Genomic DNA, 13,543 nt, shown 5'->3' on the forward strand with positions numbered 1-13,543 from the left:
TTGGGTACAGAAACGTCCATAATCTCATAGCTATGGTCTACATGACCGCGAATAAACATCGGCTTCCAGCACTTGCAGCACACAGGCCCTAAACCCATTTTTACCCCGTTCCCTTTATACCATTTCTTTAAGAATCTACTGAAACAAGCTTGACTATGAACCTATTTCTATACGGCGTTACCCATCCAATAGAGCGAAGAGCCCTTTTTTTTGTGATTTTCAGGTATCCCAATCCGTCAAAAAACATTTCACGATTTTTCTTTTTCGTGAAATGTTTTTTTGTGCTATAAGGCTCTACAGCTGATTCTAGGATGGTCATGCGGTTGTGTCCTGGGTTGCGCTAGGCTCTTAACAACGTTGGGAACCAAAACCTATGATCTATTGGACGCTGATTTACCTATTCACCACATTAACATTGTTACTGCCAGCTACATGGCATTGGAATAATGGATAATAGCTATTGGTATTGAATTAGTCGGATATTGCATCAGATATAATTGGCATACCATAATTCTTAATCCCCTTTGGGATCACGTTTACCTGAAACGGTATTATTAGGTGCTTATAAGGTTGCTTTAATTTAATTATAAATATATAGAAATAATAAGCATTTTATACATACACAGTATACGTGTCTGGTCTTTTACTAATTATGTGATATCTTTGAAAAGATTAAACCAATTTTAATATTTTATAAAGAAGGTGAATTTATTGGACAATAGAAAGCACGCTATTACTCCATTTGGATGGGAAATTAAAAGAAAACTTGTCGAGATACAGATCGATCAGAAAACATTTTGTGAGACGTATCAGATCCCCCCATCACGATTATCAAATCTCATACATGGAACACGTAAGGCTAATCGTTATAGAAAACAAGTGTCTAGCTTGCTTGGTATTACAGATGAATTAAATAAACCTTTAATAAAGCATAATATTTTTTGATCAATCACTTGTTAAATAATTGTAAGAAAACTATTCATACATAAACAGGATGATTTAATTTTTATCACCCTTGCGGAATGGCATCCTACAAACTGAAATCCCCATTCTACCCTGTCTATGTTTTTACTCCACCTTGCCTTTAGTTTGAGCTCATAAGGCACTGTTTTAAATCACTAGAGCCTGTTGAGTGATTCTATCTCTACCTTATAAAGCAAGTATAAATTGACAAAACAAAAAAAGAGGTCGAAGGAATGTATCCCCATTCGACCTCTTTGCGACGTAATTTCATGTTTTTCTAATTGTTACCCTTAGTTTTCTGTACAACGAAAAGTAAAAAGGTAAACGTAATAAAGGCAAGAATCGTGGTTGAAACCTGTACTTGCCAGTACCATTGATCGTAGTACTTTGCCCGTAAAAGGTGAATTATCCATCCCAAGTCGCCTAAAACGATCAAAGAAAGAAAGAATTTTACGTACATTTTTTCCATTAGTCCGGTTTTGTTGAGGATGTAAGCTACAATTAAAGACAAGGCTGATGAAAACAAGAAATTCACTCCACTTCATCTGAATTACAAGCCAATATTACTGGCTGCATTCTCTTTAAAAATTGAGCCCATTCGTATATATTTCCGAACCATTGCTTCAGAACGATGACGTGTTTGGTCCATAATTGCACGCTCACTTTTTCCAAGCATTGCTGCTGTAGTAGCAAGTCCAGCTCGCAGGCTATGACCAGCATAGAGCTTCTCGTCGAGTCCGGCCTCATTAACGTATCGTTTAACAATTAATGCAACAGATTTGTCAGATAGTCGTGACTGAGAAACCTGGTTATGTCTGTTAATGGATCGAAATACAGGTCCAGATTTTAGATTAGCAGCTTGAATCCAATCGATATAAGCTCTTACAGGACAAGTTTCCTCAAACGAGCCATAGGGGATACCAATAGACTCCCCTTTTCCTTCCTGATCCGTTTTAGATTTGTTCAATTGAATGATCAGACCTTCTCTAACAATGCTAACGAACTCAATGTCTAAGCTCACCAGCTCACTTCGACGGAAAGCGCCTGCAAATCCAATCAATAGTACCGCTCGATCACGTATTCCTTGAAGTTTATCTGGGAGTTCATTAAGCATGAGCTTCAGTATGTCTATTACCACCGGAAGTTTACCGATTTCAGACGCTCCGTGTACTCTTCTAATACCTGCCCAAACAACTTTAATGTGTGCAGTCGTCGGAGAGGGATGCCCTGCTACCAGATGAGCCTGAGCGATGGAGCTCATTCGTCTACGTATGGTACTCACCCTATAACCTTCAATAGCTAGGCTTGATAAATATAATGAGTAATTTTCATCGTTGGTAGGAAGATAACCCAATTGATTATGTTTACACCATTGCGTGAAGTGTTGCCAGTCAGACGAGTAGGATTTAACTGTATTTTTCGCCTTGGAATTGGAGATATATTCTTTCTTTTGTTCTAATAGAAATTTTAAAGTTTCCTCAGCCTTGTCGAGCTCGTTACTTTTAATTGAAATCTCTTTACTGTTCATACCATTCTCCTGGAGCGAAGGGGAGTTAAGGTATACAACAACTTGCGTTTTAGTTTGTGTCGATGCAACATTTTCACTCCTTATTAATTTTAGTATAAGTCTGTTATTCATATGACGGATTGTCAAGCCAAGTGCGACAGTTCCTCTAAAAAGGATTCGTGAGCCGTTTTCCACCCCAAACATTTTCGTGGTCTGTGATTGATGAGATAGAGTGCTTTCTCTAGGACTTCATCCGTAACTTGAGCGAAATTGTCCCTTTGGGGAAGAACTCTCGCAGCAAGCCATTAGGTTTTTCGTTGGAGCCTCGTTGCCAAGAGGAATACGACGGCAAAATAGACCTGTACCCCATGGGTGGCCTCCAGACTCGCATAACAGGCAAGCTCTTTGCCACGGTCAGCGGTGGCTGTTTGGAAGACTCCAGCAGGGTACTGGGAAGCGGCTACGCCAAAGGCAATCTCCATGGATAGCGCTGTGCGATTGGGTATCTGAATCGCGGTGTAAAGACGCGTCTTGCGTTCCACGAATGTGGCTACACAGCCTTTGCTTATTCCACGCCCTGAGACCACGGTATCCCATTCCCAATGTCCAAGCGTCTCCCGAGAACGGACTTCTTACGGGCGCTGGGAGATGGTTTTGCCTACGGAGAACGTTTCGTTTTTCCGCAGGTTGCTGCCGCTTGCCTTTGTGCCGGAGCACCTTCAGGGCCCCTCTCATTAGGCGGCTGGTATAGAGCCAGCGATAGATGGTTTTAAAGCACACCACATGTTCTCCTTCTTGCCGGAGCCGCTCTACGATTTGCTCAGGAGACCAACTGCCCTCAAGCTTTGCTTCGATGATCACTGCTTGTTCCGTTGTCCATTTGCCTTTGGATACACAAGCTTTCCGGCGCTCTTCATAGGCGTGCTGGGCCTGTTCCGCCTGGTACGACACCGAAGCCTGCCTATGGATTTCACGGCAAATGGTTACCGGGTGCCTATCCAGTTTCTTAGCAATGGATCTTGCACTCATCCCTTGCTGGTGGTGGATTTCTAGCTTGCTGCGCTCGATTATGCTAAGATTCGTGTAGCTCATGGTGGATTCCCCTTGTGTGAATGGTTGTTGTGGTGACTTCATTCTACACGAATCCGGCCATGGGCCCTTTTTTATTTATTTCCTGTGGGTGTCGCACTTCATATTACAATCCGTCATTTAAAATATGCTTAGGTTCATTCACTCTTATTGCTGAGAGTTGTAAAAGAGTTTACAAAAAGAAGATAGCCCGTCCCAGTAAAAGACATAGGCTACCCTTCTACATCATAAAATCCGTTCGTCTGAATATAATACGGCCTGACCCTCATTATTTTGTGAATTTTATTTTACAACATAATCCTGAATTGAACAATGAGAGGCGAGAAGTTCAAAATAACTGATTTTCATGTGTAATTACCGTTTAACAGAGAAACTAAATAGCGTTCCCCTGAAAGATAGGGGAACGCTCAAATATAGTATATCTTAAATAGTGGAGTTAGGATGTCCTCCTTTCTTGGAGAGTCAAATCGATTTGAGGTTGATCATTACGTTCTTTTAAGAATATAACTTTGGCTTTCATATATTTTCCTTCATTGCTCTCGCTAGCTTGGCCAGAAAGGCTATCAAGATATTGGTAGCCATTTTTGGAATAGGAGACGAAGATAAAATAATTTTCCTTAGTGTATTGTTGGAGTTCAAGAATCCCTTCTTGAGCGTATCCATCAGCTATAATTAACTTCGCACCCAACGCTTTACTTTTCTCGATCGCTAACTTAACGAATTTTTTACGCATCCCTAAAGCAGATTTCCCATTCATAGAAGTGTAGCAACGCTCGAGGAACAATACAAGTTCTTCCTTTGGCTTCACTTTTTGAAGAGTATCCTGCTCAGGTTGAGCTTCTACATCCTTAAATCTAAGTTTTTTCTCTTTTATACTTTTATTTAATACAAAGTTGTTGGAACCTTTAGTTAAACGTATAATAGCCCGTGCCACAATGTTTCCTCTCCGATTTTTAGCCAGAAGGATTTTTTTGTTGGTGTCAAAATTACTCAGTAAACACTGAGAATAACTACCACTATTCCAGTGCAGACAAGTAGAAACCGGATACTCACCAAGCCGCAGCGTAGATTCATAATCAAATGTCTCCTGGATGTTGAGTTCCTTAGTGCTCGTTGTTCTGTTCTTAACCCATTCACTGATAACATGCGAAGGTACCGGTAGTCCAATCTCTAGTTCAAAATCTTCTTCCGCGAATTTGATCTCGCTGAGTTTTCCAGACAGCTCAGCCTTAGTAATAAGATTTAAGTTCAGTAACATCTTTTTATCATAAGATGAACTATTATGAAGTTTTTGGAATATATTGCAAAGGCCTTTTTCGTAAAAGTTGACAATATTCCCTTTGTATTTCTGAATAAAATCAGGTGTAACCTCTATTTTATTCAATACAAATCGACATGCCTCATTTTGCTCAACAAATAAAAGTTTTGCTTCATCAAGATTGTCGGCAACAGATAATAACTCTTTTTCATTAAGGATAAAATCAACATCGCTCCCCCTCTTCACACTGGACTGAAATTTTCTGAATCGATGTGGTACGAGCAACATTTTCAAATAATGAAAATCCTTTGCATCCTCTAATTTTATTTGTTCTTCATTAATCCATTGTTTTACTGGCTTGATGCTTACCAACGCTACCAGAGCCTCAAATAATTCCTCGGTCGTTTGGTATAGATCCTTTACTGTAGAGAGATCTGGTAATTCACGACTAATTTTTAATCTTGCCTCAACATTAAAAGACTTGGCGAGGGTGTAATAAAAATCGATGTTTATTTTTTTCTTCCCATGTAGAAAACAAAATTCATCAAAGGTTAGGGGAATATCAGGGTTGAGAAGATCCAAATTCCCCTCTCTATACTTCATACTGGAAATCGTCAACAGGTTCTTATTATTTAACGTATTGAGGTTAACAATCTTTTGGAACTCTTCTTTAAAGAGAAGATTATTTACATCCAGATCATGATAAAGTTCTCTGGCTCGATCATCTAGAATGAGCCTTAGGAACCCCTTCTTTCCGGATTCTACGCATCTCTTCAGGAGATTCACTTGATATGGTTCGAACTCTTTTGTAGAGTGAAGAACTTCATAAGCAAGCGAATTCTCACCGTAAATCATACTATATACATCTTTCGAGCTATGCTCAGTGATATTTCTTGACAGCTTGTGTATTTCAGAGTCCAATACAATATTTTCATTATCACCGAATATCTCCTTAAAATAATGAGTTGATATATTTGAATCCAGCTCATTGAGAAGAACACGAATACTTTTCAATAGTGCTTCCTTATTAGTCGATATTACTAAAGACTGATGGAATGCAGGAAATATTTGGTTAAAAACTAAAGGTCCTAACATTTCATTAGCTTCTTCGTAGATATCGATAAAGGGTAATGATTCTTTTACTATATTGTACTGTTTAAATACTGATATATTTTTAATATTCAAGTAAGGCATACTCCAAAGTCGAATAATTTTCGCTCGATCTTCAACGCATAGGTCTGGATATTGAGCTTCGGTTTCTCTACAAGAGCTCATGGACGAAACAGTTTGAAGAAGATCCTTCATTCCCACTCGGTCAAACCCATAAATCGAAATATAAGAAAGGACATCCAGAAGCCAATCAGCAAAAGTTAGATTATGCCTCGAAGTATAGTCTTTCTCTAAGTTCTTCTTAAGTTTTTTATAGATGCTCTCAATGTATGGCAACTTGATTATTTTTTCAATTTCACCAAGAGGATATCTTGGTTTTAACAAGTTATCAACAATTTCGTCTGCTAATGAAGTTGTGTTAATGAAATGTATTAAACTTGTTGAGGATAATGCTTTGTTCCATGAATCAGCAGTAATATTTACAGCACGAGTAACTAAGGTAATACACGGCCGTTTATCAGGAATGACGTTCTCCAGCTTGTGAGGGGATATCCCTCTTGAACTTGCTTCTTGGATCACAGATAAATGATTATTAATCATTGTTGTTATCATATTTGATTTCCTCACTTTGAAAAGATTTTTATTGTTTTTTCAGTTAGAGAATTCTCTAAGCACACAATTTGCTCAGGAGCGAAAACTTTTTTTGAGCGAAATTGATACAGTACTATTAGAATTCGTCCAAGATCATATTCGTCAGCTATTTCGTAGGCATGAGCTATAAATCTTGTAAAAAAAACCTCACGGAGATCCGAGTTTTTGGCAATTCTGTCCCAATTTTTTTCTGCATAAGACTTATATTTGTACCATGTACTCGAATTGACTTTTTCACATAATTCAATAATATATTCCTTCTCAAGCTCTTCAGGCGTCATATATTTGGTTCGAATTTTTTGTTGAATTTCATTGGGGAGGAATTTACTTGTAAAAAGCTGTTGTTCAATCTGATCAACCTTATTAGTAGAAAGCTGAAACAAATCGATGAACTCACTTGTTTGTAGTATTTCGTATAATATTATGGGGAATTTACTTGTTTTGTAGGCAAAAAGAACATTGATGTAAAGAGGATATAAACGCACTTTATACTCATCTTTCATATTAGTTTTCAGAAGATTGAACTGTGAGTCTTCCAATAAAAACTTATGATACTCATTAGGGACTTTCTCTAATAAGTTGAGCAGATCTTCATGCCGATCTTTGTTCTTCAAAATAGATATTACTAATTTGATCATGTCTTTTTCCATCAACATTTCAACATCATTTAAGGTTAAATATCCGTATTCCAAACACATAGCAGTATAGTTAAGATTAGGCGTTATTCCTATTTTAAACTTGTCACTCAACTGTTGAAGATAATTAAATTGTTCTTCATTGAGTGCATGGATCTCCAGGAGTACCTGGATAATTCTGTTCCGTCTCTCCTCTATAAATAGCTCTTCCCGTAGAAGCTCGATGTACGATTTACTACAATGTTTTAGAAGAATGGTATCACATTTACTAATGAGCAGTTTTAAGTTGTTCCGATTTGGGAAGCCACTAAGGCCTATGGATTTTAATTTTCGTAGTAGAAAATCTAAATGATGCTCTTTCTCTGACTTGCCGTAACTCACTTCATCAATTAAATCGATCAGATGCATTGGTAAGTCATTTTCTGAGGTAAACTGAGCGAAAAAAAAGTTTTCTTTGATTCGGTCAAAACCAGGGCCTGTTATCGAATGAACGTCAGGGGTGTTCTGGAAAGCCATGTAGAAATTAAGTACAGATATGTCTCCATCCTTTACTTTAAGAGTTGTATTATACTGCTGATTTTGTAATACCTCTTTAGTTCGAAGTGCTGTGATAACTTGAAGTAACCTACCCATACCCTTTGTCTTAAATTCCTTTGAAGTTGGTCTTTCTAGTTGACGGTATACATCACTTAAAAGAAGCAAAAGCGGATATTCTAGGAAAGGGTTCTTAATATTTAAGCAAAGACCATCGATTTGAGTCAGAACGTACTTACGGAGCTCATCATTTGGTTTTAACTCATATACATGAGATAAAAGGGAAATCTGCAGTATTCGTTCAGATTCATGTTCGTAGGAGTCAACGCATTGAACGAGTCTCTCACGAATCTGTTCCAGCTCCGGATTAGGCTTCAGATCTTTATATCCAAAACTCAATATTGCACTGGCAGCTATTCCGTTCCAATTCGTTTTTAAGTAATCACATATACTATTAATGAATAGATTTTTTTGATCATAGAGGAAAGTTCCGGATGAGCAGAGTGAAATTCCTAGGATCAGTGCTATAATGTCTTGATTGCTATTGACGATATTTCTTTCATTCCATCTTTCGGCTAGCTCTCCAATATATTGGAGATTGTATGTTTTAGAGAACTTTAAAGTTGCCTTTTTTGAATCACTGGCAAGCCCTAAAATGTCCTCCATCAAAGAAACGTTGATACATGGGAACAGTTCTTGATTACATATCCATTTTGGTTCCATTCATTTTTCTCCTCACTGTCTTGAATAAAAAAACGACCCCAGCATTAAATACAGGACTCGTTTATAAAACAATTATTATGCTGTTGAATTTTTAATACATCTTTAGCAATGCTTTCTTATGTTCGTCAAACTAATGGTTCGACTAATGAGATCTTCTACTTTGGTATTGCATCGTCAGGTGTGCTGATGACTCTGCACATAATTGCTCCCCCCCTTAAATTAGAGATTCTAATTACAGTTGACATAACGCTCAAATTTTTGTGAGAAAACAAAAATACACTCCCCCTAAATGATGAATTCTGCAGTAATTGCAGAAAAGCACTTTAGGAAAAGTGTATTTCTCAAAAAATGAAGGCGGGTAGGTCGCATGACGCCGCCAAACTGGTAATTACTATTTACATAGTATAAGACAACATCTCATTCATTGTAAAGAGAACAGAATTTAAAACCTATGAGCTGTATCATACGAATAACCAACACATTTGAAGAGTGTTACTTTGAGTTTAGAGTGATTTCTTCAATTAAACTTGCGTCAGTATTACGAACATTTCCCACTGCCTTAGAAACGGGATATGAGATCATTGAATCAGTTGGGTAAGGCTGCAATAATCTTAGCACATGCTCTGCTTTTGTTATTTCAGGATCTAGCCACTCATTCACCGAGGTATTATCCAAAATTACCGGCATTCGATCATGCACATTCTGTACCAATTCATTCGGCCGGGTTGTGATAATGGTGCAGCTACGCAGCATGTCTCCTTTAGGATCAATCCATTCATCACAAAGCCCAGCAAACCCATATATCCCCTGTCCTTTAAGTTGAAATCTATATGGCTGCTTTCCGTCACTCATTTGCTTCCATTCATAGAATCGGTCTGCAGGAATGACAACTCGATTCCTGGACAATAGATTACGGAAGGCTGGCTTGGTTTTCAATGTTTCAGCCCTGGCGTTTATCATTTTGAAACCAATCTTGATATCCTTTGCCCACCGAGGTACAAGTCCCCATCGATAACCTTCGAGCGCCCTGTGCCCATTATAGTTTGTGATTACTGATATAGTCTGGGACGGAGCAATGTTGTATCTTGGAGTATACTCATAATTCTTACTATCTACCGAAAACGTGTTCATTACATCGGCTATATCTGCTGAAAGCGTAAATCTTCCACACATAGCACTCCCTCCCCTCTTATAAGAATAGACAATTTCCGCCTACTGCAAACTACTATAAAAATTTAGTCCTTTAAAATGCATATCTCATATAACTAATTCCCTGTGATCTCCCCCCATATGGCTCAACCTTTTGCTCTCTCTCATCCTTCCTAAATATGCAATTCACAAAATCCAAAGAAATTACCTTAATGATCCTAGATTTCCTCAAGAGCCTTTTAAACTTAATCATATGGTATAATTTATAAGCAATCTAATAACTTGAGATATCTACTTTTTTTAAAGCATACGGACAGGAGTTGAATAATAAAATGTTTGGTACTGTTATTAGAGACAAATATAATCATAAACAAGTACGAGAAATGGTTGAGTGGATTGACGACCTTTGCAGTCCCAATGACGGGATAGGATGGTCTTCATCTGGAATATACTGTTTTTGGGATACCATTACAAAAGAAATATTGTATATTGGTTTAGCAATTGATTTAAAAATTCGATTTATGCAGCATAATGGACTGACCAAAGTAGAAGACAAAGCATGGTAAAAAGCCTCAAATTGAAGAATACTTCAGTCGTAGACAGATGCTTGGATACTCACTCTTTCTTCAATCAGCAAATGAACAACCAAAGTTGATGAGGAATAGGGAAAAACTAAAAAATTTGACCCCAAGTGTGCAGGAATCTTTTGAGCTAATTGGCCAAGATTCTTATAATTACTTAAAGAAAGTGGAAGGTATTCTCATAAAAAGCTACCAGTTAAAACATGGGAAGTTACCACAATGGAATAAGATAGGTGGGTCAGTAGAAGGCCAACGTGCAGCAGTAATTGGGAATTATGAAATCGTGGATCTGTTTAGCAATCAAAACAATTCACTACTGGTGTCTAGATATTCATTACGTGAGCTGTCTGAAGACGCTACTGCTCTATATTATGAAGAATCGATGCACGCAATCAGAATGTATATGTTTGCTGGTGCTAATTTTGATCAAGCTGTCGGATTATTTTGTATGACACATAAATATGCGTATGAGAGAATGCTTGAGGAAGGCTACTTCTCTCATCTAATACGTAATTAGGTGGATCTGATATACTCCAAGCAGATCCGGTGAGATCAATATTCATATCAGAAAAAGGGGGATTTACTGTAGATTAAATGGGAATCCAATCTACAATAATTGCATCTTTTACAATCAGTTTCATATAAACTGGCCTGGAATTAAAGCAAGCAAAATCAGTAGTTGTAGAATGTTCTAGGTTGCTGGGGTGTTTTCGCCATAGCATCATCACAACGTATTGCGAGCAGCCGTTTAAACCAATCCATGCTACATTTGATTCAATGATTGCTGCTTGCGCTGGCACCTTCGGTCAATCCAAGATATGAATCATTAAAAACAGCAAATCTACTCGTAATTTATTTTGCCCATAAATTTCCTTACTTATCATTGTTATTTCTGTAGTTGTAGATTCCAAGTTTTTGTTTCTTGTGACAGTACAAATTCGTGATCTTGAGCAAATGTTTGAACGGCTTCAGTTTCATTAATCCCTATGCGAATATTATATATTCCATTTTCTATAGCAAAGTTTTTTAACCATTCTAGCATTCGTGTAGCTATGTCCGTTCTAGGGTGTTCTACCTTAATCCGAGATATGTACGAAAGAGTCTCGGATCGTACAATATATGTGGAGGAATCTTGAAGAAACGACTCACCTCAGTTTGAACGGCGATCGTTGGAATTTTTCCTTCATGAATCTGATTACTAAATAGCCTACTATTGAATCCAAGATATTGTGCCAAATCTAAGTGATTGATATCATGAACAATCATCATTCCGGCTAGTAGAACATTTTAAATTTTATTGCCAAAGAAACCTTGGTGAAGGGTTGTTTGAAAAGGGATTTCGATCTCTTCAGCGCCGCAATGATCATAAAATAGAACTGTTTCGGGAAAGTTTAAAATCTCGGCTATCTTACTTTGATTTTTCAGACTTGGGTTCCTCTCATATATCCATGAGTAAGCGGATCTTGTGTTCACTCCGAGTAGATCACTCAGCTGAGAAAGTTTCGTATTTGTGCCAAATAGTGCAGCCATTAAAATCCGATTTTTTATAAAGTTTTTACCTTTTCGAAAACGCGGTTTCTTTACTCCCATCCCGAAATATGAATCATTATTATTCAATATATCGCCTCACTTACCTTGTAGATATAAATTAATCTGTTTCTACCTACATTTTATTATACGACGGATTGTAATATGAAGTGCGACACCCGCTGGAAATAAATAAAAAAGGGCCCATGGCCTGATTCGTGTAGAATGAAAGTTACCACACCAGCATTCACACAAGGAGAATCAGTCCATGAGTTATTCACATCTTAGCATAATCGAACGAAGCAAGCTAGAAATCCTGCATCAGCAGGGGAAAAGTGCAAGAGCGATTGCCGTGGAGTTGGGACGACACCACGGCACCATTAGCCGTGAAATCCGTCGGAATGCTCAGCTACCATCCTACGAAGCAGAAAGCTCCCAACACGCTTACAAGGAGCGCCGTAAAGCTTCTGTACCCCAAGGCAAATGGACAGAAGAACAAGCCAAAGAACTGGAAGAAAAGCCACAGGCGACCTGGTCTCCGGAGCAGATCGTGGAGCGTTTTAGAACAGAAGGCAAGCCCACCGTGTGCTGCAAAACCATCTATCGTTGGATCTATGCCGGTCGCCTTGCCCAAGTGGACTTGAAGGTGCTGCGGCACAAAGGTAAACGGCAACAGCCTGCTGAAAAACGAGGGAAGTTTGCCGTGGGCAAGTCGATTTCCGAACGCTCCAAGGAGGTGCGTTCCCGGGAAACCTTTGGACACTGGGAGCTGGATACGGTGGTGTCTGGTCGAGGAAAAAGTAAAGGGTGTGTGGCGACCTTCATTGAACGGAAGACCCGCCTGTACACTGCGATTCAAATGCCGGATCGTACAGCCTTGTCGATGGAGATTGCCTTTGGCGTAGCCGCTTCACAGTATCCCGCTGGAGCGTTTCGAACCGCTACGACCGATCGTGGAAAGGAGTTCGCTTGTTATGCAAATCTGGAAGCCACACATGGCGTGCAGATCTACTTTGCTGACCCATACTCTTCCTGGCAACGCGGATCAAACGAGAATGCCAATGGCCTACTTCGAGAGTTCTTTCCCAAGGGTACAGATTTCGCACAAATCACAGATGAAGCATTGGAGCGTTCCCTGGATTTAATCAACCATCGTCCACGAAAATGCTTGGGTTGGAAAACGGCTCACGAATCGTTTACAGAGGAACTGTCGCACTTGGCTTGACAATCCGTCATACCAAAATCAGACAATAGACAATCCACTATCAAGTTAACCTTTGTCGGTAGTCTAATGAGAGTACACTGTTAACGATTCATGAGCCATTTTAAGCTATTCGGCATTTAATAGTATTATTGGGTATCACGAAAATCTTCTTGGGGAATAGAACGAAATAGATCTTTTTCCATAGTTACATAAATACTTCAAATCCGATCTACTTAATTTTGAATTTATCTTACCTTTAGTAATATTTCTTGGTAAATCAGATCTCTTCAATCATCCACCATCTTATACCCAATTTGCAAATCTGAATTACAAAGTTCTCTTTTATAACTTCCATGATTAATATACTCCCCTACATGGTTGGTATCAGGTTCGCTGGTATTGAGAGATTGGCCACAGTAACAATAGCAATTCAAGCATAAGCAGAGAGGGTTGTTATTCAAAAATTAGTTAACATAATATCCATTATGATATTCAAATAAGGTGTAAAATCTCTTAGAACAATAAAGTTATGTACTAGCACCCCTTGGTATATCAACGTTTCTAACTGATTATGTGATTCTATATATACAATAAAGTTGTGTACTATATAGG

9 protein-coding genes and 1 pseudogene are annotated in these 13,543 nt (G+C 38.5%); 4 read left to right on the forward strand and 6 right to left on the reverse strand.

Annotated features, from left to right (window positions below; genetic code table 11):
• The first annotated feature begins 711 nt into the window (after positions 1-711).
• Positions 712-945, forward strand: a complete 234-nt coding sequence (locus QD47_RS33490; protein WP_152643885.1) for an XRE family transcriptional regulator — start codon at positions 712-714, stop codon at positions 943-945.
• A 568-nt stretch (positions 946-1,513) separates the two neighbouring features.
• On the opposite strand, the gene QD47_RS27025 is transcribed toward QD47_RS33490, so the two are convergent.
• The 5 genes and pseudogenes from QD47_RS27025 to QD47_RS27045 all read right to left on the reverse strand — a co-directional run bounded on the left by QD47_RS27025 (position 1,514) and on the right by QD47_RS27045 (position 9,643).
• On the reverse strand, positions 1,514-2,491 hold the full coding sequence (locus QD47_RS27025) for a site-specific integrase (protein WP_082067317.1): 978 nt from the start codon (positions 2,489-2,491) through the stop codon (positions 1,514-1,516).
• A 122-nt stretch (positions 2,492-2,613) separates the two neighbouring features.
• Positions 2,614-3,562: pseudogene (locus QD47_RS27030) on the reverse strand (IS30 family transposase).
• Between the two features lie 433 nt (positions 3,563-3,995).
• Entirely contained in the window at positions 3,996-6,539 is a 2,544-nt protein-coding gene (locus QD47_RS27035) for a hypothetical protein (protein WP_044649028.1), read from the reverse strand.
• Between the two features lie 11 nt (positions 6,540-6,550).
• Positions 6,551-8,470 (reverse strand): hypothetical protein, encoded by a 1,920-nt coding sequence (locus tag QD47_RS27040; protein WP_044649029.1) that lies wholly within the window; start codon positions 8,468-8,470, stop codon positions 6,551-6,553.
• A 492-nt stretch (positions 8,471-8,962) separates the two neighbouring features.
• Positions 8,963-9,643 carry an SOS response-associated peptidase gene (locus tag QD47_RS27045; RefSeq protein WP_044649030.1) on the reverse strand — a complete coding sequence of 227 codons (681 nt, stop codon included), beginning with the start codon at positions 9,641-9,643 and terminating at the stop codon, positions 8,963-8,965.
• A gap of 308 nt (positions 9,644-9,951) precedes the next feature.
• On the opposite strand from QD47_RS27045, the gene QD47_RS30290 reads away from it, so the two are divergent.
• Complete coding sequence (locus tag QD47_RS30290) at positions 9,952-10,185, forward strand: GIY-YIG nuclease family protein (RefSeq protein ID WP_052646975.1); 234 nt, start codon at positions 9,952-9,954, stop codon at positions 10,183-10,185.
• 115 nt (positions 10,186-10,300) lie between these two features.
• Entirely contained in the window at positions 10,301-10,717 is a 417-nt protein-coding gene (locus QD47_RS30295) for a hypothetical protein (RefSeq protein ID WP_152643886.1), read from the forward strand.
• 770 nt (positions 10,718-11,487) lie between these two features.
• On the opposite strand, the gene QD47_RS27055 is transcribed toward QD47_RS30295, so the two are convergent.
• On the reverse strand, positions 11,488-11,817 hold the full coding sequence (locus QD47_RS27055; RefSeq protein ID WP_044649031.1) for a helix-turn-helix domain-containing protein: 330 nt from the start codon (positions 11,815-11,817) through the stop codon (positions 11,488-11,490).
• 178 nt (positions 11,818-11,995) lie between these two features.
• On the opposite strand from QD47_RS27055, the gene QD47_RS27060 reads away from it, so the two are divergent.
• A complete protein-coding gene (locus QD47_RS27060) occupies positions 11,996-12,952 on the forward strand; it encodes an IS30 family transposase (protein WP_044649032.1) in 957 nt (318 codons plus the stop codon).
• Positions 12,953-13,543: the final 591 nt, after the last annotated feature.

It is taken from the genome of Paenibacillus terrae (genome assembly GCF_000943545.1).
Taxonomy (GTDB): Bacteria; Bacillota; Bacilli; order Paenibacillales; family Paenibacillaceae; genus Paenibacillus; species Paenibacillus terrae_A.

Bases quoted from the DNA above. Each gene is read 5' to 3' on its own strand.
- QD47_RS27025 (WP_082067317.1), bottom strand. From the start codon at position 2,491: ATGAACAGTAAAGAGATTTCAATTAAAAGTAACGAGCTCGACAAGGCT.
- QD47_RS27040 (WP_044649029.1), bottom strand. From the start codon at position 8,470: ATGGAACCAAAATGGATATGTAATCAAGAACTGTTCCCATGTATCAAC.
- QD47_RS30290 (WP_052646975.1), top strand. From the start codon at position 9,952: ATGTTTGGTACTGTTATTAGAGACAAATATAATCATAAACAAGTACGA.
- QD47_RS27035 (WP_044649028.1), bottom strand. From the start codon at position 6,539: ATGATAACAACAATGATTAATAATCATTTATCTGTGATCCAAGAAGCA.
- QD47_RS27045 (WP_044649030.1), bottom strand. From the start codon at position 9,643: ATGTGTGGAAGATTTACGCTTTCAGCAGATATAGCCGATGTAATGAAC.
- QD47_RS27060 (WP_044649032.1), top strand. From the start codon at position 11,996: ATGAGTTATTCACATCTTAGCATAATCGAACGAAGCAAGCTAGAAATC.